18 protein-coding genes and 3 pseudogenes are annotated in these 24385 nt (G+C 59.1%); 11 read left to right on the top strand and 10 right to left on the bottom strand.

Going from position 1 to position 24385, the window contains the following annotated elements; translation table 11 throughout:
* Nucleotides 1–2: 2 nt before the first annotated feature.
* Nucleotides 3–2534, top strand: a complete 2532-nt coding sequence (ligD, locus tag AC0JZ4_RS21625; protein WP_471888542.1) for a DNA ligase D — start codon at nt 3–5, stop codon at nt 2532–2534.
* 3 nt (nt 2535–2537) lie between these two features.
* Here ligD and ku read toward each other — a convergent pair whose 3' ends face one another.
* The 3 genes from ku to AC0JZ4_RS21610 form a co-directional block, all read right to left on the bottom strand.
* Entirely contained in the window at nt 2538–3344 is an 807-nt protein-coding gene (gene ku, locus AC0JZ4_RS21620) for a non-homologous end joining protein Ku (RefSeq protein ID WP_471888541.1), read from the bottom strand.
* Between the two features lie 98 nt (nt 3345–3442).
* Nucleotides 3443–3901: a PIN domain-containing protein gene (locus AC0JZ4_RS21615; protein WP_471888540.1), complete on the bottom strand. Its 459-nt coding sequence runs from the start codon at nt 3899–3901 to the stop codon at nt 3443–3445.
* Nucleotides 3898–4149 carry a type II toxin-antitoxin system Phd/YefM family antitoxin gene (locus AC0JZ4_RS21610; protein WP_471888539.1) on the bottom strand — a complete coding sequence of 84 codons (252 nt, stop codon included), beginning with the start codon at nt 4147–4149 and terminating at the stop codon, nt 3898–3900. The genes AC0JZ4_RS21615 and AC0JZ4_RS21610 overlap by 4 nt, the downstream gene beginning before the upstream one ends.
* A gap of 314 nt (nt 4150–4463) precedes the next feature.
* Between AC0JZ4_RS21610 and AC0JZ4_RS21605 the strand changes: the two genes are divergently transcribed.
* Nucleotides 4464–4754, top strand: a complete 291-nt coding sequence (locus AC0JZ4_RS21605) for an Ldh family oxidoreductase (protein ID WP_471888538.1) — start codon at nt 4464–4466, stop codon at nt 4752–4754.
* Between the two features lie 602 nt (nt 4755–5356).
* Nucleotides 5357–5629 (top strand): annotated as a pseudogene (locus tag AC0JZ4_RS21600) (sulfate adenylyltransferase subunit CysN); the annotation flags it as partial.
* 118 nt (nt 5630–5747) lie between these two features.
* Here the strand turns inward: AC0JZ4_RS21600 and AC0JZ4_RS21595 are convergent.
* Nucleotides 5748–6683, bottom strand: coding sequence for a LysR family transcriptional regulator (locus tag AC0JZ4_RS21595; protein ID WP_471888537.1), 936 nt, complete (start codon nt 6681–6683; stop codon nt 5748–5750).
* Nucleotides 6684–6815: 132 nt separating this feature from the next.
* Between AC0JZ4_RS21595 and AC0JZ4_RS21590 the strand changes: the two genes are divergently transcribed.
* Both AC0JZ4_RS21590 and AC0JZ4_RS21585 read left to right on the top strand, forming a co-directional pair.
* Complete coding sequence (locus tag AC0JZ4_RS21590) at nt 6816–9242, top strand: membrane-bound PQQ-dependent dehydrogenase, glucose/quinate/shikimate family (RefSeq protein ID WP_471888536.1); 2427 nt, start codon at nt 6816–6818, stop codon at nt 9240–9242.
* 206 nt (nt 9243–9448) lie between these two features.
* Nucleotides 9449–10578 (top strand): annotated as a pseudogene (locus AC0JZ4_RS21585) (efflux RND transporter permease subunit); the annotation flags it as partial.
* Nucleotides 10579–10844: 266 nt separating this feature from the next.
* Here the strand turns inward: AC0JZ4_RS21585 and AC0JZ4_RS21580 are convergent.
* On the bottom strand, nt 10845–11744 hold the full coding sequence (locus tag AC0JZ4_RS21580) for a LysR family transcriptional regulator (protein ID WP_471888535.1): 900 nt from the start codon (nt 11742–11744) through the stop codon (nt 10845–10847).
* A 177-nt stretch (nt 11745–11921) separates the two neighbouring features.
* Here AC0JZ4_RS21580 and AC0JZ4_RS21575 point away from each other — a divergent pair, with 177 nt between their 5' ends.
* Together AC0JZ4_RS21575 and AC0JZ4_RS21570 are read left to right on the top strand one after the other, a co-directional pair.
* Complete coding sequence (locus AC0JZ4_RS21575) at nt 11922–13268, top strand: FG-GAP repeat domain-containing protein (protein WP_471888534.1); 1347 nt, start codon at nt 11922–11924, stop codon at nt 13266–13268.
* Nucleotides 13269–13793: 525 nt separating this feature from the next.
* Entirely contained in the window at nt 13794–14720 is a 927-nt protein-coding gene (locus AC0JZ4_RS21570; protein ID WP_471888533.1) for a helix-turn-helix domain-containing protein, read from the top strand.
* 34 nt (nt 14721–14754) lie between these two features.
* On the opposite strand, the gene AC0JZ4_RS21565 is transcribed toward AC0JZ4_RS21570, so the two are convergent.
* The 4 genes from AC0JZ4_RS21565 to AC0JZ4_RS21550 are packed head-to-tail and all read right to left on the bottom strand — an operon-like array spanning nt 14755 to nt 20340.
* Nucleotides 14755–15567 (bottom strand): ChaN family lipoprotein, encoded by an 813-nt coding sequence (locus AC0JZ4_RS21565; RefSeq protein WP_471888532.1) that lies wholly within the window; start codon nt 15565–15567, stop codon nt 14755–14757.
* Nucleotides 15564–16301 (bottom strand): hypothetical protein, encoded by a 738-nt coding sequence (locus AC0JZ4_RS21560; protein WP_471888531.1) that lies wholly within the window; start codon nt 16299–16301, stop codon nt 15564–15566. Before AC0JZ4_RS21560 ends, AC0JZ4_RS21565 begins: the two co-directional genes overlap by 4 nt.
* An 11-nt stretch (nt 16302–16312) precedes the next feature.
* Nucleotides 16313–18034, bottom strand: a complete 1722-nt coding sequence (locus tag AC0JZ4_RS21555; RefSeq protein WP_471888530.1) for an ABC transporter ATP-binding protein/permease — start codon at nt 18032–18034, stop codon at nt 16313–16315.
* 56 nt (nt 18035–18090) lie between these two features.
* Complete coding sequence (locus AC0JZ4_RS21550) at nt 18091–20340, bottom strand: TonB-dependent hemoglobin/transferrin/lactoferrin family receptor (protein WP_471888529.1); 2250 nt, start codon at nt 20338–20340, stop codon at nt 18091–18093.
* A 256-nt stretch (nt 20341–20596) separates the two neighbouring features.
* On the opposite strand from AC0JZ4_RS21550, the pseudogene AC0JZ4_RS21545 reads away from it, so the two are divergent.
* From AC0JZ4_RS21545 to AC0JZ4_RS21530, 4 genes and pseudogenes are all read left to right on the top strand, one after another.
* A pseudogene (locus tag AC0JZ4_RS21545) lies at nt 20597–20860 on the top strand (SDR family oxidoreductase); the annotation flags it as partial.
* Nucleotides 20861–21281: 421 nt separating this feature from the next.
* Nucleotides 21282–21899, top strand: a complete 618-nt coding sequence (locus tag AC0JZ4_RS21540; RefSeq protein ID WP_471888528.1) for a PAS domain-containing protein — start codon at nt 21282–21284, stop codon at nt 21897–21899.
* Nucleotides 21886–22617, top strand: coding sequence for a sensor histidine kinase (locus AC0JZ4_RS21535; RefSeq protein ID WP_471888527.1), 732 nt, complete (start codon nt 21886–21888; stop codon nt 22615–22617). The genes AC0JZ4_RS21540 and AC0JZ4_RS21535 overlap by 14 nt, the downstream gene beginning before the upstream one ends.
* Nucleotides 22618–22965: a response regulator gene (locus AC0JZ4_RS21530; protein WP_471888526.1), complete on the top strand. Its 348-nt coding sequence runs from the start codon at nt 22618–22620 to the stop codon at nt 22963–22965.
* Between the two features lie 67 nt (nt 22966–23032).
* Here the strand turns inward: AC0JZ4_RS21530 and AC0JZ4_RS21525 are convergent, their stop codons facing one another.
* Complete coding sequence (locus AC0JZ4_RS21525) at nt 23033–24196, bottom strand: sensor histidine kinase (RefSeq protein ID WP_471888525.1); 1164 nt, start codon at nt 24194–24196, stop codon at nt 23033–23035.
* Nucleotides 24197–24385: the final 189 nt, after the last annotated feature.

Here is a 24385-nt window from a genome sequence, read left to right as displayed (position 1 = left end):
CCATGGCGCTGCAAACCTACAATTCCAAACGGAAATTCAAGGAGACATCCGAACCGCGTGGTCGTCGGGCGGTCAAGGGCGCTTCGAAGGGCAACAGCTTCGTCATCCAGAAACATGACGCCACCCGGCTTCACTACGATTTTCGCCTGGAGATGGACGGCGTCCTCAAGAGCTGGGCTGTCACGCGCGGGCCGAGCCTCGATCCGGAGGAAAAGCGGCTTGCGGTCCATGTGGAGGATCACCCGCTCGACTATGGCGATTTCGAAGGTATCATTCCGAAAGGCCAGTATGGTGGCGGCACGGTCATAGTCTGGGATCGGGGCACATGGGCGCCCGTCGGCGATGCCAGGAAAGGCTATCGAAAAGGCCATCTCGAATTCGAACTGGACGGCGAGAAGCTAAGGGGATGCTGGCATCTGGTGCGCATGCAGGGCAAACCGGAGGAAAAGCGCGAGAACTGGCTGCTCATCAAGGCCGACGATGACGAAGCCCGACGTGGCGCCAGGGACATTCTCGACCAGCTTCCTAAATCTGCCAAGACCGGTCGCAAGATCGAGGCCGTTGCGAAAAATCCCGATGCAGTCTGGGAAAATAACGGAAAAGCGAAGCGGCCGAAGCCGGTTGCCAAGCGCCGATCCAGCCGCTCTACACAGGCTTCTGACGACATCGAATGGCCAACCGGCGCTAGCAAGGCGAAAATGCCCGACTTCATCGAACCGGCTTTGGCCAAGCTTAAACCAAAACCGCCGGCAGGTGATGGCTGGCTCCACGAAATCAAGTTCGACGGATACCGTCTGCAGGCTCACATCGCAGATGGCCAAGTGACGCTGCTGACCCGCAGCGGTCTCGACTGGACCGAGCGGTTCGGCGTGAAGATCAGCGGAGCGTTCGCAGCCCTGCCCGCTTCGACGGCAATCATCGACGGGGAAATCGTCGTCGAGCGCGACAATGGCGCATCGGATTTCTCCGCCTTGCAAAGCGACCTGAGCGACGGACGTAGCGATCGCTTCGCTTACTACGCCTTCGATCTGCTCCATCTCGATGGCCACAATCTGGTCAACGCGGCCTTGATTGACCGCAAGGCGCTTCTGGAGCAGTTGCTTGGCAATCAGAAGGACGGTTCTATCCTGCGCTACAGCGCGCATTTCGGTGAAAGCGGCGGGCTGGTGCTGACCCATGCCTGCCGGCTGAGCCTTGAAGGCGTGGTGTCGAAGAAACGTGACGGGAAATATGTCTCGGGCCGCAAGGGCCAGTGGATCAAGTCGAAATGCTCCGAGCGCCAGGAACTGGTTATCGGCGGCTATGCGCCCTCGACCGCGACGCCTGACGCGATCGGTTCGCTGGCTATGGGCGTCTACGAGAATGGCAAGTTCATCCATGTCGGACGTGTCGGGACCGGCTACAGCGCGGCCATGGCGCAGGACCTCTGCGGCAAACTCAAAAAGCTGCAGCAGAAAACGAGCCCCTTCGATGACAGGCTGAGCGCGCTGGCGCGTCGCGATCTTGTCTTCGTCAGGCCCGAACTGGTCGCGGAGGTGGAGTTCAGGGCCTGGTCCGCAAACGGCAATCTCCGGCACGCCTCGTTCCGCGGGCTACGAGACGACAAGGTGCCGAAAGACGTTGTGCGCGAGATGAAAGGTGCCGCGCCGAAGCGGAGAACCCCAACCTCGTCCGTCAAGCTCACGCATCCCGATCGTATTTACTGGCCTGACGACGGGGTTACCAAGCAAGGCCTCGTAGACTATTACGCTCAGGTCTGGCGCTTTATGGCGCCTTTCGTCGTCAATCGCCCGTTGTCTCTCCTGCGTGCGCCGGATGGTATCACCGGTCGCCAACGCTTCTTCCAGAAACATGGCTGGAAGGGCATGAACGCTCACGTCCGCGAAGTCTCCGATCCGAAGGACAAGACGGGCAAGAAGCTGCTTAGAGTCGTCGATTTCGACGGCCTTGCAGCACTCGTCCAGTCGGCGACCCTAGAAATCCATCCTTGGGGAACGACGGTAGATCATTGGGAGAAGCCTGACATGCTGACGATGGATCTCGATCCAGGTGAGGACGTCCCTTGGGAAAACGTCATTGCCGCCGCATACGAGTTGAAGCAGCGGATCGAGGCTGCGGGGCTCGCAGCCTTCGTCAAGACATCCGGCGGCAAGGGCCTGCATGTCGTCTCGCCGCTCGAACCGAAGGCAACTTGGGCGCAGATGAAAGCTTTCGCGAAAGGACTTGCTGACAGCTTGTCGGCTGACGACCCCAGCCTGTATCTTGCAACCGCGACGAAGGTGAAACGCAAGGGCCGCATCTTCATCGACTATCTGCGCAACGGCCGGGGCAATACGGCAGTCGCGGCATACTCGACACGGGCCCGACCGGGGGGCGCTGTCTCCATGCCGCTTGCCTGGGATGAGCTGGGTAGAGATATCGGTCCTGCTCACTTTACGATCGACAATTCGCCGGCACGGCTTGATGCGCTATCGAAAGATCCGTGGGATGGCTTCTTTGCTTCAGCCAGGCCGCTGACCGCTCGCAAGCGGTAGGGGTTATTTTGGACCGCGCGTTCCCCCTTCTTTGGCAAGGCTCTGCTTCAGCGCGTCCATGATGTTGATGACGTTGCCTTCCGACTTCACCGGTGCCGGGCTCTTCGATCGCTTTGCTGGCTTTGTTGTCTTCTCTTTTTTGCCAATCAGCGCCTTCATCCGCTTCTGAACTGGATCCTGTACCAGCTTCAGCGACCAAGTTTCGGTGCGCTTTTCCACCATGCCGGTCATCAGCGTCAGCAGCTTGCGATCGATCCTTGCCTTGATATCGATCGTCTCGGTTGGCTCGCGCACCTCGTCGCCATAGCGGAGCGTCCAGAGCAAGATGCCCTTGCCGCTCGGCTCCAGAAGGACTGCCCGTTCGCGGCGATAAAGCACCAGTCTCGCGATGCCGACAACACCGCTTGCTTCCATCGCCTCTCGAATGACGCAGAAGGCTTCCGTCCCGACCTTGTCGGCAGGGTTCAGAAAGTGCGGCTTTTCGTACCAGATCCAGTCGATCGATGCGCGGGGGACAAAAGTGTCGATGTCGATTGAACGGGTGCTTTCGAGCCCAACCGCATCGATCTCGTCGTCGTCCAGCAGGACGTAGTCGCCATCGTCTTTTGGAAAGCCCTTGACCTGGTCCTTGTCGGCCACTTGTCTGTGGGTCACGCTGTCGAGATAGCGACTTTCGACACGGTTCTTCGTCTTGCGGTTCAGCACATGAAACCGCACCTTTTTGCTCTCGGTCGTCGCCGGCGTCAGGGTCACCGCCGCCGTGACTAGCGAAAGTTTGAGATAGCCCTTCCAGAACGTATTTTGCGCCATGCCTCAGGAACGCAACAGCGTCACTCAAGTTCCTGACTCCGTCCGTGTTGCGCTCTTGAGCAGACCCGAATCTTCGACCCGCAGTTTCAGAGATTTCTCTAGCTCGATCGATCGGTATTGAAGAAAACTGGGAGATCTACCGCGACGTTCAAAGGTTCAAAGTGCCGCATATTCACGGTAATTACCGTCAGATCGTATGCTCGAGCTGTCGCAGCAATGATGATATCGCCATGGCCCGGGTTTTGGCCTCTCCCTTTGGCTTCATCCTCCATAGATCCAGCGATGCGAGCGACAACAGTATCCATCGGCAAGATACGATCATCAAAGGCGCCAGTAATAAAATCCAGCCAGAGCGAAAGCCTTTTCGCCCTTTCAAAACCACCACGGCGATGAAGTGATCGAAGACCCCGCTCAATCTCAGCAACTGTCATTGCGGACAAGAACAGCGCGTCCGCCATGCCTTGTTGGTGAAACCAATCGCGAACTTCAGCTGAGGGAGAGATCTTATCAGGCGCAAATTTGCTTATGATGTTCGTATCGAGCAGATAACCGTTCACAGATCTACATCGCGCGGTTCGGAATGATCACGTTCGAGATCTGCTCCGCCCGGAAAGGTCAACAAGAAATCCCCGAAGTTTGCCCGGGGCCTCTTCAGTGCTTTCTTTGCGACCTCTGCGGCTTCCACACTCACGATCACAGCAGCAGGTTTTCCGTGCCTCGTGATCGTAACAAATTCACCCTTCGCAGCTTTATCCACAAGGGCAGCGAATCCGGCTTTTGCCTCGGCAACACTGATGCTTGACATCTGACCTCCAAAACAATGACCATATATAGTCATACAGCCATATGACGGGACAATCAATATGCATGAAACTTGCATGGCTGAATCAACGTTTGCATTTAGCTCTTGTCGGGGTTCAAACAATCGACCCGGGCTCTCGAAACAACGCGAAATCAGTTGCTTAAGCTCCCCCCTACCCACCAAAACGCATCGGCGAAGCCGCAACAAAAAAGGCCGGCGTGAAACCGAACACCGTGGAACACGCGCGTACCTCTCGTCGGTACCAATCCCATCGCCTTCGGCGTTCCGGCCGGCAACCAGCACCAATCGTTCTCGACATGTCGACCTCAGTCGTCGCGCGCGGAAAAATACGGCTGGCGTCCCTTACCGGACAAAAAATTCCGCTCGGCTGGGCAGTCGACGCTGACGGTCAGCCGACGGAGGATCCGCATGCAGCGTTGAAGGGCAGCCTGGCCCCGATCGGCGGGGCGAAGGGTGCGGGCCTGTCATTGGTCATCGACCTCCTCACCGGCGTGCTGACGGGAACAGGGCTGACCGGCGAAGTTAGAGATATCACCGATATTTCCGGGCCCTCTAGGACCGGCCATCTATTATCGCTCTGGATGTGACCCGCTTCCTGCCGATCGAACAGTTCAAGGCTCGCGTCGATGCGGTGATCGCGGGGATCAAGGCGATGTCGTCAGCCGATGGCGGAGAAGTATTTCTGCCGGGCGAAATAGAGGCGAGATCAGAGTTGACCCGCGAAGAACAGGGCATAAGGTACCGCGCGACATCTCGGATACCTTGTCTGCCTATGCCGACGCCCGAGGGCTTAGACACCGGCGCGCTGGATTTGGCAATGCCCTCATGAACTGTGCAGCAAGGATCATGAGGGTCTTAGACCGAAATCATGGAGTGAGTGACGGCTCGGTGCACCGTTCCGCCCCGGTATAGTCAACGGCCTGATCAACACGCATAGTCCTGACTGCCCTGTCTCGCCAAAGACAGGGTGTTTGCGGTCCAGGAGATGGGGCTCGCGGGATTTCAAGAGGAACAATCCAGCGTAACTAAGGTCTTGAGCCATATCGACCGGTCAATTTAGCCGCTGATATTAGATGAAATTTCGACCGTGCGAACTGGGCCAAGAGGATGGTTCGTGTACGCATGACGATCATCACCGTGATTGTTGTATGTGTGCCCCCTTTTAATGTTCAGGGTCAATGCCGGCGCCTATGAGCAGAACCGTGCGACCGGCGCCTTCATCCTGATCGACCCGGATACGCTGAATACGGTGGTCGGCCGCATGATCACCGCCAAGCGCGACGGTATCGGCGGCATCCACAAGGGCAACAATGGCGAACAGCGTGTCGTCTCGTCGCTTCCGTCCGATCTCGCCGAACAGCTGGCGAGAGAGCTTTTCGCCTAACTTCGTAACGAGGCGGAGATCCGCAGACTGACGGCCGCGGAAGCCCCCGACATTTTTACCAGTGCCGGCAGCGATATCCCAAACACCTGCAATCCGGGGGAGCGTCAAGCCGCCTTCGGATTGCTCCGACTTTCTGCAGGCTTCGCCTCTACGTCGATGGGGCTATGGATCTATCTGGCAGCTGCTGCGATGGCCGTTAGCGGCTGGCGTCCGGTCCGCCGTCCAGCGCCAGCGTCAAGACGCGGGCCGCATCGATCACATGGTTGCGAAAAAGACCGGCCTGCCGGGAGACGCCGCCATCACGACTGTTTGTCAGAATACCAAGATCGCGAAAAACCGGGGGATCGACCAGCCGGATCGCGCATAAAAGCGGATGATCGTCTGACGGGCAATTCATGCGCGGCAGGGCGGTGACACCCATGCAGGCTTCGACCATGCCGACGACCGCAGAAAAATGGCCGAAGTCCATCACCGTCCGCATAGGGGTCTTGCGTGTCTTCATCGCCTCCTCGACCGCGTGGCGAGTGCCGCTTCCGGTATTCGCGCCGATGAAATCATAAGCCAGAAGTTCGGACCAGCTTACCTCATGGCGTTCCGCAAGTGGGTGATCCCGGCGCAGGACCGCCATGAACGGGTCAGCGATGACCTTTTCGAAATGAACGTCCTTGTCATCGTGGGGCAGAAAGCTGGCGACGGCCAGATCGAGCTTGCCGCGATGCACGAGATCGAACAGGCCATCGGCGCTGCCATCCTGAACGAATACCTGAACCTCCGGGCATTCTTCACGAAACCGGGCGAGAGCCGCCGGCAGGTATTTTACCGCTGCCGAAGCAAGGATACCCAGCCTGAGATTGGCTTCCGCATCCGCGCCGTGCCGCACCTGGTCAACGGCATCGTGGAGCGCTGGGAGGATCGGGGCCAGGCGCGACTGCAGTCCGAGACCTTCGGCCGTAAGACGTACCGTTCGTGTGCTTCTGGTGAACAGGCTGACCCCGAGATTGGCTTCCAGCAACGCGATATTCTGGCTGAGCGCGGGCTGGGAAAGAGCCAGCCGTTCGGCCGCAACGCGAAAAGATCGCGCCTGGGCGACCGCCATGAATGCTTCGAGATGCCGGATCGGCGGAAGGTTCATTATTTCGATTCTCTTATCGATAACGAAATTAAATCGATTTGTCTTAACGAGCTTCCCAACATAAGTCCTGCGGCAAGAGCGCGCAGGCAAGACCAATCAGGCGCGTCTTCTTGACGCATTGAGGCATTACCTATGAAAAATTCCACACTCCCGGCGATCAGCCCGATCGGCCGGTCCTTTCTAGTCCTTCTAGGATCCGTGATCGGTGCAGCCGGTCTGTTCTTTGCATATTACGGCAGCCAGCTGGCCCTTCTGGGCGGCAGCTGGTACTTCATTATCGCCGGTATCGCCCTGATCATTTCGGGCGTTCTGACACTCCTGGCCCGTCCGCTCGGCGGCATCCTTTTCCTTCTCGTATGGGCTGCAACATTGCCTTGGTCGGTTATCGACGCTGGCCTCGAATTCTGGCCGCTCGTTTCGCGCCTCTCGGCCATCTCCGTCGGTGCCATCGTCGTGCTGCTCAGCATGCCGCTGATGAACCGCGCCGCCGGCAAGCAGCGCGCAAGCCGGCCCTATATGGGGGCTGCTGCAGTCATCGCGCTCGGTTTCATTGCCAGCGTCTGGGGCATGTTCCAGCCGCATGGCATCATCCGCAACACCGCGCAGGCGCCGGAACGTCAGGCGGCCGAGAACAATCAGGGCGTGGCGAACTGGGGCAGCTACGGCGGCAACGACAATCACGACCGTTTCTCGCCTGCCGACCAGATCACCCGCGACACGGTGAACACGCTCGACGTTGCCTGGACCTTCCATACCGGCGACGTGCCGGCAAGCGATGGCGGCGGCTCGGAGGACCAGACCACACCGCTGATGGTCAATGATTCCGTTTATGTCTGCACCCCGCACAACAACGTCGTCGCCATCTCTCCGGTGACCGGCGCCAAGAAGTGGGAATTCAAGTCCGGCGTCGCCAATGACGACTGGCAGCGTTGCCGCGGCCTTGCCTATTTCGACGCTTCCAAGCCGGTCGTCGAACCGACGGCCGATGGCTCCACCCCGGTGATCCAGGCTTCCCTGCCCACCAACGGTGCCTGCACCCGTCGCGTGCTGATGAACTCGACCAAGGGTGCGTTGGTGGCGATCGACGCCGATACCGGCCTCGCCTGCTCCGATTTCGGCACCAATGGTTCGGTTGACCTGAATGCCGGAATGGGCCCGGGCGCCGCAACGGGCGATTATTACCCGACCTCGGCACCCACGCTTGCCGGCACGACCATTGTTGTCGGCGGCCGCGTTGGTGACAACGTGTCGATCGACATGCCGGGTGGCGTGGTGCGCGGCTTCGACGTAATGAGCGGCGCGCTTCGTTGGGCCTTCGATCCGGGCGCACCGGGGATGAAGCAGCTGCCTGAAGGCCAGGTCTGGACCCGCTCGACCCCGAATGTATGGGCGCCTATGTCCTGGGATCCGCTGTCGAACACGGTCTACATGCCGGTCGGCTCGGCTGCCATCGATCTTTGGGGTGTCAAGCGCCGTCCGCTGGACCGCGCCTATGGGGCAACCATGCTGGCCGTGGACGCAACCACAGGTCAGGAAAAATGGCGTTACCAGACCGTGCATGACGATCTGTGGGACTTCGACGTGCCGATGCAGCCGAGCTTCCTCGAATTCCAGGGCCGACCGGCCATGGTCTTCGGTACGAAGGCCGGCCAGATCTTCGTTCTCGATCGCCTGACGGGCCAGCCGCTTACCAAGGTCGAGGAACGCGCCTTCGCCGCCGGCACCATGCCTGGCGAGACCTATTCGCCGACACAGCCGATCTCCGTAGGCATGCCTCAGATCGGCACGGATACGCTGACCGAGTCCGACATGTGGGGGGCGACACCTTTTGACCAGCTGGTTTGCCGGGTGAAGTTCAAGTCGATGCGCTATACGGGCCTGTTCACGCCTCCAGGCCTGGACCCGTCGTTGAACCTGCCGGGCTCGCTTGGCGGTCTGAACTGGGGCGGAGCGTCCTACGATCCGGTCACCGGCTACGCCTTCTTCAACGACATGCGCCTCGGTCTGGAAGTTCAGCTCGTGCCTTACGAAGGCAATGCAGGCGCCAGCAACGGTGACGAAAACGCCTCCGTTACCGCGTCCAACGCCCAGCCGTTGGTCGGCACGCCTTACGCGATCACTGCGAAGAACCGCTTCATGTCGCCGCTCGGTATTCCGTGCCAGAAGCCGCCCTTCGGGACGATGACTGCGGTTGACATGAAGACCCAGAAGATCGCCTGGCAGATCCCGATGGGAACCGTGCAAGATACCGGCCCACTTGGCATCAAGATGTACGCAGCCATGCCGATCGGCATGCCAACGATCGGCGGCTCGCTGGCAACACAGGGCGGTCTCGTCTTCTTCGCGGCCAGCCAGGACTTCTATCTGCGCGCGCTGGACAGTGGAACGGGCGAGGAAGTTTGGAAGGCCCGCCTTCCGGTCGGCAGCCAGGGCACGCCGATCAGCTATGTCGCGCGTGACGGCAAGCAGTATGTGGTCATTTCTGCCGGTGGCGGCCGCAACTCCGCAGAGCGCGGCGACTATGTGATCGGATACGCCCTGCCCGGCGAGGCGAACTGATCAGCGCCATTTGATCGATCGATAGGAAGAGAAGGCCCCGGCAGTTCGCTGACCGGGGCCTTTTTTTCATGCGCGTGGGGAAAACGAAAGGCGGACGCCACCCGCAAGCGATGTTCGAGTTGTAATCGATCAGCGAATGCTAACGGCGAGGATTTCTCCGGTCGTGCTGTCGCCACAAGCTGGGCCACCAGCAAGGAAGTAGGCCTTTCCGTTGGCGGTCGCAGCCCCGTTGTCGGAGACAGGCGGCACTCGCGGCTGCGGCAGCCGAGTTAATCGATGGCGCATCAAAAAGTGGCGTCGTCACCCGTGTGAGAACCGAAGGGCTTCCGGAGGCGGCACAAATTGTCCTGGTCATCGACCGAGAAAAAGCCAATACCTTCGGCCTGTCCTTTGCCGACATCAACAACACGATAACGGCCAATCTCGGCTCCTCTTACATCAATGACTTCCCAAATTCCGGGAGAATGCAGCGCGTTATCGTGCAGGCAGAGGGCCGTGCTCGTATGGACGCGGAAAGCCTTTTGAAGTTGAATGTAGGCAACTCCAGTGGCGGCATGGTGCCTCTTTCATCTTTCGCTATCGCCGAGTGGAGGAAAGGGTCTCCGCAAATCATCGGTTACAACGGCTATCCAGCTGTTCGCATTACGGGCGAACCGGTTGCTGGCCAATCCTCCGGCGCAGCGATCCCCGAGATGGAGCGTCTGGCTGCCGAACTGTCAGAAGGATTTGGCTTCGAGTGGTCGGGTCAGTCACGCGAGGAAATCATCTCAGGTAATCAGGCTCCGATCCTGTTCGGTCTCAGCATCCTCTTCGTTTTTCTATTGCTTGCCGGTCTCTACGAAAGCTGGACGATCCCGCTGTCTGTCATGTTGGTCGTACCGCTTGGCATCATCGGGTGCGTAATGGCGGTCACATTGCGCGGCATGCCCAATGATATCTATTTCAAGGTGGGATTGATCGCGATCATCGACCTTCGGTGAAGAATGCCATTCTGATCATCGAGTTCGCCAAGGACTATTATGCCGAGGGCAGATCCCTGATGGACTCGGCGGTAGATGCCGCCCTCGTGCGGTTTCGCCCCATCATCATGACGTCACTCGCCTTCACTTTTGGCGTCGTGCCACTGGCGATCGCCACCAGTCCCAGTGCCGCTAGTCAGAATGCAATCGGCACCGGTGTCCTTGGGGGGATGATATCGGCAACAGTCCTGGCAGTGTTCTTCGTGCCAGCGTTCTTCGTGTTCGTCCTGACACTTCTGAAAAAACGGCGCCCGGAGAGAGACGAAGCGTCTGGCTCAAGGCAACAGAGCTCGCCTGCCAAGGCCATAGTGGAATAAGTGAAGCAGTTTCCCGTCAAAGGTTTTGGGAAATGTCACACGCGCCCCCGGATGGCTCCCGCGTCCCACTCCGGTCAGCCAGTAATACAATGCAAGCCCCGATTAATGAGGTTTGAGCTCTGGCGGCAAGCGGGGTAGCGTGACGGGACGCATGGGCAATGTGCCCTGGTCCAGTTTGCTGTTTGAGACATCATACTGTCACCGCGCTGTCATTCGATCAGATGCACTCGCCATCGTCTCCCGGTCGAAGGCGCACCTCAGGCTCGTCAGCGAATCTTGTGTAAGCGTATTGCACCGACCAGCAGGTTCAGCGCGGGAGACTTTTGCTTCCTATTTGAGAAATAGAGGTGATATCCCGGAACACCCGGACACCAATCCTCCATGACGCGGGTCAGTCGACCGGCGTCTAGTAACGGACGGGCCTGCGATTCTAGGACATAGCAGATCCCGAAACCATCGACTGCCGCCTGCATGATCATCTCTGGCCTGTCGAAGGCGAGCGCGCCTGCCACCCGTATCCGTTGTGTCTGGCCTTCTTTTGCGAATTCCCATTTCGAGATGCCGTCGAGAGACGGCATCCTTCTGCCGATGCACCGATGACCAGAAAGATCCTGCGGGCTCTGAGGAATACCATACTTTGAGAAATAGCCTGGTGATGCGACGAGTGCCAGTGCCTCAGGTGGGCCGATCGGCACCGCGACCATGTCCTGGGCAACATTGGCGCCCATTCGAATTCCGGCATCAAAGCGCTCGGCAACGATGTCGACAAACCGGTTCTCCACACTGACTTCCACGGAAATGTCCGGGTGTCCAGGCAGAAGCTTTCTGAGGGCTGGCCAAAGAATGGTTTCGGCCGCGTGGTCGGCCGAGGTGATCCGCAAGGTCCCCGCGATCCGCGTGCCGTCGCCTTTCAAGGCGTTGAGCTTGCCCTCGATGTCGTCGAGGGCCGGGCCAAGCGTTTCCAGCAGTCTCGCGCCTGCCTCGGTCACGGATACGCTGCGTGTGTTGCGCGACAATAATGTCACGCCCAGCCGGACCTCCAGCCGCCGGATGCGGTGACTGAGAGCGGACTGCGATGTGCCGAGGCGACCTGCGGCCCGCGTGAAGCTGCGCGCCTCGGCAACTGCGACGAATGCCGCCAGGCTCCCTAGTTCGTCACGGACCATCGTCTACCTCGTCAATGATGGGTCGACACTCATGACGGAGTGTCTCGCATGCGCGCCATTCATGACGCAGCGTCATGGGTCTATGCAACCCGGATTGCTTGCGATCGCGGACCTTTGTTCCGAAATCTGCATTGAGCCTGTCGAACGACTGCTCGATGAATTCATGAAAGGAACGACATGACACGACACCGCCTGCCTGCAGGACTTGCCATTGCCGCTCTCGCAACAATGACCGCGATCCCGTCTTTCGCACAGGATGTGAAAAACACCGTCATGGAAGGCGACTATGTCCTCATTCCGGAACGCCCCTCGGCCGTCTATGCCGATGCGACGGCCACGCATGTCCCCCAACTTGCCTCGCTCCATGCCACGGACTCGGTCTTCATCGACGTGGACACGGATGGCGATCTCGATGTGATCGTCTCCGTCGAATACGGCCAGAACCGCCTCTATCTGAATGACGGCAAGGGGAAGCTCACCTACAAGCCCGGCGTGTTCGGCACCGGCATCCATGACAGCGAGCACGTGCGCGCCGCAGACTTCGATGGCGATGGAAACATGGATGTCGTCTTCATCACCGAATCCGACGAGCTGCATCAGCTATACCTCGGCGATGGCAAGGGCGGCTTCACAGATGCAAGCGACCGCCTTCCGGCCGGAAGCCAGGGCAACGGACTTGCGATCGATGACGTGAACGGCGACGGACTGCCGGACATCGTCGTCGGCAGCACGGGAGAGATCGGACACGGACCGGACATGAAGCTACGCCCGGCCAGGACGCTCCTTTTCCTCAATGACAAAGATCGGCCCGGGCATTTCACCGATGCGTCAGAGACGAACATGCCGGAAGGCGACTACCAGACGGAGGGTGTCGTTTTGGCCGATATCGACGGCGACGGCGATCTCGACATGGTTCTGGCAAGCCCGGCACATGACAATCGTCTCCTGATCAATGACGGCATCGGAAAATTCACCGACGAATCCGAACGCATCGAGCTACTGGTTCCCATGGAGACACGCGACGTGAAGGTCGCGGATGTGAACAAGGATGGTCACCCGGACATCTTGTTCTTCAACATCACCAGCAACAACATGGGCTTCGACAAGGATCCGCAGACAAGGCTTCTCATCAACGATGGCAAGGGTCGCTTCAAGGACGAGACCGAAGCGCGGCTGCCGAAGAACACGTTTTCGAGCTGGGCGGGCACCGTCCTTGATTGGAACGACGACGGCGCACCGGATCTTCTCGTCGGCGCAATCCAGGTTCCGGGCTTCGTTCCTCTGCAGCCGCGGGCATGGCAGAATGACGGTACAGGCAAGTTCACCGATGTGACCGCAGACATTGTTCCGGGGATCACTGTCGGCAGGAGTTGGAGTGCCGGTAAAGGAGACCTCGACGGCGACGGAAAGGACGATATTCTGATCGGCGGCTGGGGTACGCAGGCAAGGCTGCTGCTCACGGATGTCGAAGGATACAATAAGGGCCTGCCGCCGTTGCAGGAAATCACCCCGGCGTCGCGCTAGCAAGATACGGTGGGCCCAAAGACTAGGCTTTCGGCCCACCGCGAAAGCGGAGGAGGAGATATCGACGCATAGAGAATTCGGAGGGGTTTGGACGGACGAGCCGATGAGACCTAAGCTCCTGATCCAATATGAACCTTTGGCCCATTCGTCACAAAGCTTCCAATAGGTGTTTAATTTCGATTGGTTGGCGTGAAATCTCGTTCTCAAGCACGGTCGGGCAATGATGCCCATACCTGTTTAGCAGGAAAAGACAGACCTCTACCCAATATGCATAGATCAATTTTGCAACCGCTGCTGAAGCCGATATTCTCGATCACCGAAGGCAAAGTCAACGCAGCACAGGCTAGCCTGAAAATCGATCTGCCGGACTCGACCACGGAACGCTACACACTTCAAAGCCCCAGTGTAATAATCCTGACCCCGTCTCTGTCGTTTGTGGATCATCTGACGCGATGCCGAACTTTAATGACAGCCATCGTAATATCTTCTTGACCTTCCATCGACTGGAGGCCCGATTGATGCGTCATGAAAAATCGCAGCTTCACCATCGGGCAGGTGTCCAAACTAACAGGAATCCCTGTGCGCCGTATCCGTTTCTATGCGGATGAGGGTCTCTTGCCGAGAGTGGATCGGACGACAAGCGGATACAGGCTCTTCGATCAGACCGACCTCGCTAGGCTTGAGCTGATCAGGACACTGAGAACGGCAGGCATCGGTCTTGAGCCGATCCGTGCCGTGCTTTCTCAAGAGCGCTCCATAGGCCAGATCCTTGCGCTTCAACTTGCGGAAATCGAAAGCCAGATCGATGCACAGAGACGTGTCGCCGCCGTCATTCGGGCCGCGTTGCGTGCGGGTGAACCAACCGTCAACGACTTGAGGAGAATCTCGGAAATGACCACCGTTTCGAACGCCGAACGTGTCGATGTCCTGCGACGCTTTCTGGACCATGTCGTGTCCGGAGCAACGGTCGATGCGACATGGAAGGGATGGATGCTCGAAATGAGCAGGCCCGAACTCCCCAATGAGCCGACCGACGAGCAGATCGATGCCTGGATAGAGTTGTCCGCACTTCTGGCCGATCCGTCTTTCGTCGAGAAGATGCGCCGCAACGCCGAAGACAGTGTTGTAAAGCTGAAGGGCTACGTCCTCCGGGAGACTTGGCAGTCCGTTCTGGCAAGGTCGAAAGACGCCATGTCGCGCGGTGTCGAGCCCGGTTCAGCAGAAGGGCAGTCCCTTGCTATCGACTATCTTGAAGGCTGGGCCCGCGCGCAGGGTGCCGAGCCCGACGCGGAAAACCTGCGCCGCATGGGCCGCAAGACTCTTGAGCACAAGCCGAATATGCAACGCTACTGGGAGCTTGTGCACATTCTCAAGGGGCAGCCCCGCCCCAGGGCCGACGAGGCGTTCTCGTGGATAGATCAGGCGGTGTCGATCCGCCTGGCCAATGTCTGAACGGAGTGGGTTTGAGCGGCAGCCGATGCCGCCCTCAGCGGGCGGCATCGTCGAGCGCGAAGACGCCATCGGCAATCCCGGGGTCGGGCGCACCCTGACCGATGTCATGCGGTAGCAATATGCCGACATTCCGCACCCCGAGATCCCTCAGCTGGTAAGGTGTGCCATGACCGAACTCGAGATGGCCGCGCCCAATGATGCCGACCACCAGCAGCTCCGGATCGACTTTGAGACTGTCTGCTATACCGCAGGCGAACGCCCTATCCCAGGTCTGCTGAGCGCGGACGAAACGGTCGAACTCGGGCGCCTGTGCTGACTGCGCATCCCGCTCGGGGCGCACACCGCCGGTCAGGTCGAAGAGGTATTGCCGATGTTCCGGCGTCGCGAGAGCCGCTGGAGTTACTCCATCCCGCTCCTCCAAGGGTATCGCATCCCAGCCTAGCTTTCCGACCTCACTTACCAATGCACGCCTGCAATTGACGGCCAGCATCGGTACGCGGAACTGTCGGCAAAAATGGAAAAGCGGCGTGTATAGTGCCGGATCGAACCGCCAGATTTCCGCCCATCGCGACTGGTCCATAAGCGCATCCAGATCGATCTCGCCGGCGACCCAGCGGTCGAGCACCGGCTGAACGGCGCGCGGAAACATCTCGAATGCGACGGCCATCCTTTCGCGATGGGCGAAAAGGCCGGCGGTCACATGCAATTGCCATCGATGGATATCGTAACGGTCATGGGTTTCGCCCAAAAGCACGGCCTGCATCTGCGACATGCGCGCCATCATCTCGCGATGGGCGATCTCCTTCCCGACATCTGGATCGAACCACCGTCCTGCCGCCAAGCTCATGCGCGGTCATCCCAGCCCGACCAGGCAGCCGGTGATGCGGCGTAAAGGCGAAGGCCTGTCTCCACGCCCTGATGGTCGAGGGCGACAAGAACCACTCCGTCCCTCCCTGCGCTCTCGACCCAGGAGCCGACGGTTCCACCGAGAAGATGCAGGTGAAAATCGTCCCGAGTCACGTTGATGAAGCCCATTCCGGGATTGACCCGCTCGACGACCCCGGTCCAGCCCTGCCGGAATGTCGGCGTCTCGAACTCGATGGAAATAGGCTGCTGCGACTTCAGCGCCGCCTTCAGGGGATGCGCACCGATGTCGTCGTCAGCGACATCAGGCCTCTTCGGGAAAGGCAAAGCCTCGGCCGGTCCAAGTTCGGTGCAGGGGAAATGCGCCAGCTTGTCGTGAAAGATCTCGGCCCCCTCGAAGCCGACGACAGCAAACAGTGTTTCGCCAGTGCCATCATGAAACTCCATGCGCGGATAGGCCTTGCCCTGAATGAGCCGCGATGCATTGAGCTGAATACTCTCGACACGTCCATGCTCGAGCAGGCTGTCGTGGAACTGGCCGGTACAGGCCAGCCGGTCGGCATTGCGGGTTACTTCGGCAACCGTGCCGATCCGCTCGTGCGTGGCACCCCTCCCCTTGCCGATCATCATTAGGGATCCGAGTTCAGGCAGGCGCAGAAGAACGTCGTCCGGTTGTGCGTCGATGCTCAGGAGCGCGGGTGTCGGGCTTTGTGTCATGGTAGATATCCTCAGGCTGGTGCCGCAACTAACGGCGAATTGGTGGTGTCGGACAGGTCGATCGTCGAGAATGCGCCAATGCCATCCGGTTTGCGGTGTGAGACAATGAAGAAGCCGGTCTCGGGCAGTCTTTCGCGAATGAGGGCGAGCAGGTAGCGCTCTGCATCTCCATCAAGCGCGCTGGTCGCCTCGTCGATGACGACCCAGTCGGGCTTGTGAAACAGGAGACGGGCAAGCGCCAGTCGCTGCACCTCACCACCCGAAAGGCCGTCCGGCGCATCATCCTGGCCGACGAGCAGGGATGGCGGGCGATGGCCGAGCCCAACCGCATTGAGCGCGGCGATGGCCCTCACTTCATCGATCCCGCCGGCGGGTGCCGGATAGGCCGCGGCATCCAGCAGCGTTCCGGTCGGAAGATGGGGTTTCTGCGACAGAAACATCGATCGTTCCCTCGGCCATTCCGCTATGCCGTCGCGATGCTGCCAGAGGCCCGCGAGCGCCTTCACCAGCGTCGTCTTGCCGATGCCCGATCGTCCGTTGAGCCAGACCGCACCACCTGGCGCGAGGGCCATCCCGGCAAGCGTGACGAGTTTGCGCCTGTCCGGCGTATAGAGCGTCAGATTTTCCACACGCGGCAACCGGGTGTCGCGATCCTGTTCTGGTATGGCCAGGCCTGCGCCCTGCTGCCCGGCCGCCTGTACCGCAATCAGGAAGTTGTCGAGACGCGCCGTCGTCGCAACCAGATCGGCAAGATTGCGATAGGAGAAGATGAACCAGGAAAGGGTCGTCACGACATTCGAGAACGCCATGCCGAGCTGCATCAGGCCGCCAAAGGCGACATGGCCTGCGAGATAACCGGGGAGTGCCACGAAGAGCGGGATGCGCAGCACCGAATGGCGGAACGGATAGGTGAACAATCCGAGGATCAGTTCCCGGCGGATCAGGTGCCGCCAGTTGCTGGCGACGGCGTCAAAACGTCGACGGAACCCTTCCTTCTCGACGGCCTCCCCGCCCGCGAGTGCGACCTCGTCGAAGGCGCCGCGCCATCTCGCCATGGCGAAACGGAAGCTCGCCTCGCGCTTTTGCTGTTCGGTCAAAAGGCCTTTCAGCGGATAGCCGAGCAGATGCGTGATGACGCTGCAGATCGCGACATAGAGGAAGGCGGACCAGACCATGTAGCGTGGGATCTCGTAGTCGATACCGGCGAAGGCGAGTGACAGGGGAAAGTTGGCCAGGCTCCACAACAGCGCGACGTAGGAAAACAGGCCGACGACCTCACCGATGAGATCGAGCGCCTCGCCAAGCAGGCCTTTGGTGAACAGCCGACAGTCATCGGCTATCCGCTGGTCGGGATTGTCTATCCGCTGCTCGCTGCCATTGGCGAGAAACCAGTAGGCCTTGTTGGTGGTCCAGAGGTTGATCGCATGGTCCGTCAGCGCCCGCCGCCAGCGGATCTCGATGACCTTGCGGATATATTCATGCGCCAGCCCGCGGGCGGAATTCAGCCCGACGATCAGCGCGAAGATGCCGATCTGGTGATAGACTTGGGCTGCATCGACCTTTTCCACTGCTGAATAGAATTCGCCGGTCCAACGTGTGAGGCGGATACTGGCGTAGACAGCACCGAGGTTCAGCGCTACGGCAGCGATGAAAAGTCCGAGGCTGAACTTACCACCCGGCGCCTTGATGCAAGGGACGAGGAGGCGTCCGAAGCGAGCAATGAGTTTTATCATGGCGTTCACCAAAAAAGAGGGCGAGCTTGCGCTCGCCCATCAGGCTGGGAGGAAAATCAGAACTTGATCGTGGCACCGACCTTGAACACGCGGCCGGGACCGGTCTGCAGCTCAAGGGGGTTGACATTGGCCGAATCTGACGAAGGAGGAACCTGCTCGTGACTCGTCAGCGTGTTCGGGAAGTAGCGACGGTCGAAGATGTTCTCGACACCGAAAGTCAGCTCGAAATTCTTCCGCGGTGTCCATTTTGCATAGGCGTCGAACAGGGCGTAACCGGAGGCTAGGTACGCCGTCGGGCTGGCATTCTCGGTACGTCCTGCGGCAAACGTGCCGAAGGCTTCAAACTGGAGATTGTATTCCGGAAGCACATGCTTGACGCCAAGCACGGCCGTGAATGGAACCGCCCCGTCGAACGCGGTCTTTGCCGATCCTGCCGAAACGCGCTGGCGTCCCTTGGACCAGCTGAAATTGGCGGACAGTGTCGTGTAATCGAGCACCTCGTACTCACCGCCGAATTCGATGCCCCACAGCCTGACATTCTCGACGTTGTCGAATGTGTAGGCTGTGACGGGCACGCCACCTGGGCCCGAAATGGTGACCGGTTGGAAGGATCGAATGAAATCCTCGTAATCGGCATAGAATGCGCCGAGCGAGAAGAAACCGCGATCATATTCGCCGCGAAGGCCGACCTCGTAACTCTGAACGGACTCGGGCTTCAGGTCCGGGTTTGGGATGATCGACGACCCGGAGAACGGATCCATGCTCGACTGGAACAGTTGCTGTGACGTCGGCATTTTGAAACCTTCGCCATAGGAGGCATAAACTAAATAGGCCTCGTCCAGCTTGTAGATCGCGCCGATCCGTTTGAGCAGCTCCGTCTTGTCCTGTTCTGCCGGCTCATAGCCGGGCAGGCCCGGATAGCTGCCGTCGCCTGTCGGGTCGATCGAGTAATGGGCGAGGCGCAGACCGGGCGTGATCGTCAGCCGGTCATCCAGCATGGTAATCTCGTCCTGGATATAAAAATCGGCTCGGGTCGTATCGACACGCGGGAAGCTAAAGCCCTGGTTCTCCAGGACAGTCGTTGTACCTGTCAGAGAATTATAAGTTGTGTTGATGCCCTGATAATCGCCCTTGGTGAGGTCCCCGTCGAAACCATAGGTGAGCTTGTGGCTGGTGGCACCAAGATCGAAGCTCGATTGGAGCTGGATATCAGCTTCGAGGAAATCCTCGCTATAGTCGCGATACTGGTTGCGAAGCTCGATACGGTCGGCATAGACCCGGCGCTGGTTGCTATCGGTCGTCCGGCTCTGCGGCGAGTATGAAACGCGCCAATTCACCGTATCCAGCCAGCCGGTATCAACATCCCACTGATGTTCGAGCGCGACGCGCTTGCGGCTCATGTCGAGATCGCGGACATAAGGATCGTTGACGTAGGTGGCCGTCGTTTCAAACATCTCATAGAGCTGCAGGACTTCGGTATCGCGGCCGAAGAGTTCGCCTGTCAGCTTGATCGTATGATCGGCGGTCGGTGTCCAGACAGCCTTCAGAAGGGCATTGTCGACATCCGTGTCGGCCGGGAAGAGTTCATCGCATCCAAGATACAGGCGCGAGCAGCCCCAGATGCCGCCATCGGCGCGGGCATTGCGCAAGCGAGGCTCGTGGGCGGAAGTGTGACCGTAGCTGCCGAGGATTTCGAGGTCACCGAAATCATAGGCACCGATGATCTGCTTTTTCCAGGAGCGGTCAAAGCTGTCATAACTGGACTTCAATTCGAGCGCCCAGGGCTTGGTCGGATCATCGGCAAGAAGGTCGGAGGGGTCGCGCGTCCTGAACATGACGGAACCACCAAGAGCGTCAGCGCCCCACAGGACAGAGTTAGGGCCACGCACGATTTCGACGGCCTGGACATTGCTCAGATCGAAGAAATCACGGCTACCGTCCGTGATCGATTCCTGCACGCGCGATCCATCAACGGTTAGCTGGACGCGATTGCCCGACATGCCACGGATCGAGAAACCGGAAAGCTGGCCCCAGGCATTGGTGGTCGAGGTCTGGCGGGAGACGGAGATACCGGGTTCGTGTCTCACGAGATCCTGGATATCGCGAACGTTATGGTCGTCGAGTTCCTCGCGGTCGATAACCGAAATGGTCTGCGATACATCGAGAACCCGCGTCGCACCACGTGTGGAGAGAAGAACGATAGGTTCGAGCGTCGTCTCCTCTTCTATAGCGACCGGCTGGGACTGTTCCTGAGCGGCTACCGGAAGCACGAAGGTCGCGGCAGACGCCAACAAGGCAGCGTGCATCATCCGCGCCACACGGCACGCTCGTAATCTATCAATTTCCATGTAACCCCCAAAATGCTCAGGAGGTTCGATTACAAAACATGACTAAATGAATCAACTTCGAACATGATGTATTTTGTCATGTTTTTTACGAGTGGCGAAATTGGCACAGTGATGCGCCATTGGGGGAGCGGGAGACACAGGGCGCCGCTCATCCCGTCACGGTGGTCGTTCCATATCCAACGAGTGTCGAGATGGGCTTGCTGCCGCATGGTCCGCATATACCAAGTCGCTGGCCGCTCAGCTGATCGAGAAAGGCATTCGCGCCAATGTCGTTGCACCAGGCCCCTTCTGGACCGTGCTGCAATCGTCCGGTGGCCAGCCACAGGAGAAGGTGACAAAATTCGGCGAGCAAGGCCAGTTCGGTCGCCCTGGTCAGCCTGTCGAAATCGCACCGATTTACGTTCTGCTGGCAAGCCAGGAGGGGAGCTATATCATCGGCGAGGTCTACGGCGTCACAGGCGGCGCGGGCATCGCGTAAATCCAGCCGGGGCGATGACGAGTTCATCGCCCCGTTTCTTCGGGACATTCAACCAAACGGAAACCAGGTCCCAAGTTGTCTCACCTCACGAATCCATAGGAAAAAGCAGGCATCGGGCCTATCGGGTAGCTGCCATGCAGCAGCGGCATGGAACCAATCGCATCGGGCGAGGTTGTCGAGCACTCCGGCCACTTGTTTATTCATTAGCTTGCAATAAATCGTCGGGAGCCAATGACAATCTTGCAGGGTTTTGATGATACAGGACGACAGCTCCCAGAGTGACCCATTCCAATTTCTGGGACATGACGGCGAAGCCGGCCGTATCATCAGAACGTTCGACTGGTCTGCAACGCCTCTAGGCGCTGTCGAGACTTGGCCATCTTCGCTGAAGACCGCCACTGCTCTTCTGCTTCAATCGCCCGTGCCGATCGTCATGCTGTGGGGCGAACAGGGCGTCATGATTTACAACGACGCGTATTCAGTCTTCGCTGGGCGCCGACATCCGGCACTACTAGGCTCAAATGTCCGCGAAGGCTGGGCCGAAATTGCCGATTTCAACGATAATGTCATGAAAGTTGGCCTTGCAGGTGGCACGCTCGCCTATCGCGATCAGGAACTGACCCTGCATCGCAAGGGCGTTCCCGAGCAGGTCTGGATGGATCTCGACTATTCCCCGGTCATTGACGAACGCGGCCAGCCTGCCGGCGTGATCGCCATCGTCGTCGAAACGACCGAGCGCGTTCTCGCCGAGCGGCACAACCGGGAGGAATCGCAACGTCTGCAGGCTTTGTTCGAGCAGGCGCCGACCTTCATGGCGATGGTCAGCGGTAAAGACCACCGCTTCGCCATGATCAATCCGGAATACCGAAAGCTGATCGGCAACCGACAGGTCGAAGGTCTACCGATGGCGCAGGCTCTGCCGGAAATCGCCGAGCAGGGGTATATCGAGCTCCTTGACCATGTTCTCGAATCCGGAGAGACCTTGAACCGGATGTCTGAGCGCGTACTCTTCCGATGGTCGGACAATGCCCCCCCTTGAGGAACGCTTCGTCGATTTCGTTTATCAGCCCATTCGCGACGCGGGCGGCGCGGTCACCAGCATTTTCATCCAGGGTTCAGACGTTACCGAGCGCGTCCGCGCCGAAAACCACCAGAAGCTTCTGATCAACGAGTTGAACCACCGCGTGAAAAACACGCTGGCCTCGATCCAATCGATCGTGTCCCAGACCTTGCGTGGGCCGCAGACAAAGGAAGAGGCGTCGGCCGCGATCACATCGCGCATCCTAGCTCTTTCTCGTGCCCACAACGTCCTGACCGATGAAAACTGGGACGGCGCCGACCTCAACACCATGGTCACCGACGCGCTGGAGGGCTTCCAGACTGCTGGTCGCGATTCGATCCGCATCTCCGGGCCGGCTCTGCGTCTTGGGCCCCACGCCGCCCTTTCGATTGCGCTGGCACTCCATGAGCTTGCGACCAACGCCACAAAGTACGGTGCCCTTTCTGTCGAGACCGGAATTGTCGATATCGGCTGGTCTGTGGCGGATGACGTATTCTGTCTGACCTGGCAGGAAACCGGTGGCCCTGTCGTCGTTGCGAACGAGCGGAAGGGATTTGGATCGCGGCTTATCCTGCGAGTTCTCCCGTTGGAACTCCAAGGTACGGCGGACATCGACTATCAGCCTACCGGCGTCGTGTTCACGCTGAAAACAAGCATCGAGGCGATCAGCGACCGCCCATCCCTGGGTGACGTCTGAATGGCACGGATTCTGATCGTCGAGGACGAGATGCTTGTCGCCATGCTAATCGAGGATACGATCAGCGATCTTGGCCACCAGGTCGTCGGCCCGGCCATGCGCCTTGAAACGGCTTTAGCAATCGCAGACCGCGAGGACTTCGACTTCGCAATCCTCGACATCAATCTGGCCGGCAAACAATCTTTCCCGGTTGCCGATCGTCTGACCGCCCGCGGGATACCATTTATGTTCGCAAGCGGCTACGGGGCGGCAGGTCTTGTCGAGCCGTATGAAGAAGCACCCGTGCTTCAGAAGCCGTTCTCGCCGGAGCAGATTGAAAAAGCTTTGGGCCAGCGGCTTCTTGTGTGAAAAAGCTGGCCTCAACGGCGCACAACCGCAGCCGGAAATCAGTCTTGAGATGGTTCGGTGGCCGCGCTCAGAGAAGCTTTGCAGCCGGAAGCGTCATCACCACCTTGAGGCCGGTTGGGTCCCACTCATAGGCAATGGTCCCGTGGAACTGACCTTCGACTGTCCGCTTGGTGAGCTTTGAGCCGAACCCGGTCCGCGTCGGCGCGACGACGGCCGGACCACCCTCTTCTTTCCAGACGATTTCGAGCATATCGGTCAAAGACCAGGTTACCACGAGTTGACCGTCCGATTGGCCGAGCGGCCCATATTTTGCAGCGTTCGTCGCCAACTCATGAAGAACCAAAGCCATGCCGGTTGTCGCATTCGATGACACCCGAACCGCGTCACTTCCCTCTAGGACGACCTTTGCCAGACTTGCCTGGGCGTAAGGCGCCAGAATTTCTCCGAGGAGATGCCGCAAGGAAATATCTGTCGGATCTGTGACCCCGATTTGCGACAAACCCGGCTGCACGAGTTCGTGTGCGCGGGTGAGAGCACCCAGCCGACCCCGGACAGAATCTGAAAGCTCCTGTGCCGACCCGGCCGTGCGCGCACTCATGACCAGCAGAGAATCCACCAGAGCAAAGACGTTCTTCACACGGTGATTGAGCTCGTGGAGAAGCAATTGCCGCTGTTCTTCCTCTCGGACCCTGGCCTGCTCGTTGCGATGCTTCTCGATTGCGATAGCGGTTGTGCGGGTGACCATGCCGATCAGTTCGAGGTCACGCTCAGTCGGCTCACGGGGTTCGTGGTAATAATTTGCGAATGTTCCCAGCACCCGACTATCGCCGGCCAGGATCGGCATCGACCAGCATGCTCGCAGGTCATGGCTGAGCGCGAGGTCCTTGAAATCTTTCCACAAAGGATCCGTCGCAATGTCGCTGACCATGACCGGGCTGCCGGTGGAGGCCGCGGTGCCACAGGATCCGATACCATGGCCGACTGGAATCCCGTTGATCGCGTCGTTATATTCCCGCGGAAGGCTTGGGGCCGCGCCCTCTATCAATCGCTTACCGTCTTCGGAGGTGAGCAGGATCGACGCCAGCATCTCGCCATTCGACGGCTGTTCGACCATCAGGATGATGTCGCGGAGAACATCGGAAAGCGCGCCACCGGCGGCGACGCGGGTAAGAATGTCCCGCTCTGCGACCAGTAGCTCCGATGAAACGGAGGGCATGTTGAGATAGGTCAAAGCCATTCATACTTTGGGTAGCCGACTGGCTGACCGGGCATGGCCATCCTACTGCATATCAACATAGGCTAATGCGTGGGAAAAGCACGCTTTTTCCAAAGAGATTGGTCAATTCCCGGCTAAAAAGGTCATTCTGGTTGATGAAAGTGGTTGTGGGCCCTGGCTTTGTACAGCTTTTCGCAGATCGAA

It is taken from the genome of [Rhizobium] kunmingense, assembly GCF_977018605.1.
Note: the sequence above shows the minus strand (reverse complement) of the source record. Positions and strands in the feature narration are given on the sequence as shown.

Excerpts from the sequence above, each read along its gene's own strand:
- AC0JZ4_RS21555 (WP_471888530.1), bottom strand. The coding sequence starts at position 18,034 with ATGATAAAACTCATTGCTCGCTTCGGACGCCTCCTCGTCCCTTGCATC.
- AC0JZ4_RS21535 (WP_471888527.1), top strand. The coding sequence starts at position 21,886 with ATGCCCCCCCTTGAGGAACGCTTCGTCGATTTCGTTTATCAGCCCATT.
- ligD (WP_471888542.1), top strand. The coding sequence starts at position 3 with ATGGCGCTGCAAACCTACAATTCCAAACGGAAATTCAAGGAGACATCC.
- AC0JZ4_RS21560 (WP_471888531.1), bottom strand. The coding sequence starts at position 16,301 with ATGACACAAAGCCCGACACCCGCGCTCCTGAGCATCGACGCACAACCG.
- AC0JZ4_RS21610 (WP_471888539.1), bottom strand. The coding sequence starts at position 4,149 with ATGTCAAGCATCAGTGTTGCCGAGGCAAAAGCCGGATTCGCTGCCCTT.
- AC0JZ4_RS21595 (WP_471888537.1), bottom strand. The coding sequence starts at position 6,683 with ATGAACCTTCCGCCGATCCGGCATCTCGAAGCATTCATGGCGGTCGCC.
- AC0JZ4_RS21570 (WP_471888533.1), top strand. The coding sequence starts at position 13,794 with ATGAAAAATCGCAGCTTCACCATCGGGCAGGTGTCCAAACTAACAGGA.
- AC0JZ4_RS21550 (WP_471888529.1), bottom strand. The coding sequence starts at position 20,340 with ATGCACGCTGCCTTGTTGGCGTCTGCCGCGACCTTCGTGCTTCCGGTA.
- ku (WP_471888541.1), bottom strand. The coding sequence starts at position 3,344 with ATGGCGCAAAATACGTTCTGGAAGGGCTATCTCAAACTTTCGCTAGTC.
- AC0JZ4_RS21530 (WP_471888526.1), top strand. The coding sequence starts at position 22,618 with ATGGCACGGATTCTGATCGTCGAGGACGAGATGCTTGTCGCCATGCTA.
- AC0JZ4_RS21580 (WP_471888535.1), bottom strand. The coding sequence starts at position 11,744 with ATGGTCCGTGACGAACTAGGGAGCCTGGCGGCATTCGTCGCAGTTGCC.
- AC0JZ4_RS21565 (WP_471888532.1), bottom strand. The coding sequence starts at position 15,567 with ATGAGCTTGGCGGCAGGACGGTGGTTCGATCCAGATGTCGGGAAGGAG.
- AC0JZ4_RS21605 (WP_471888538.1), top strand. The coding sequence starts at position 4,464 with ATGTCGACCTCAGTCGTCGCGCGCGGAAAAATACGGCTGGCGTCCCTT.
- AC0JZ4_RS21590 (WP_471888536.1), top strand. The coding sequence starts at position 6,816 with ATGAAAAATTCCACACTCCCGGCGATCAGCCCGATCGGCCGGTCCTTT.
- AC0JZ4_RS21575 (WP_471888534.1), top strand. The coding sequence starts at position 11,922 with ATGACACGACACCGCCTGCCTGCAGGACTTGCCATTGCCGCTCTCGCA.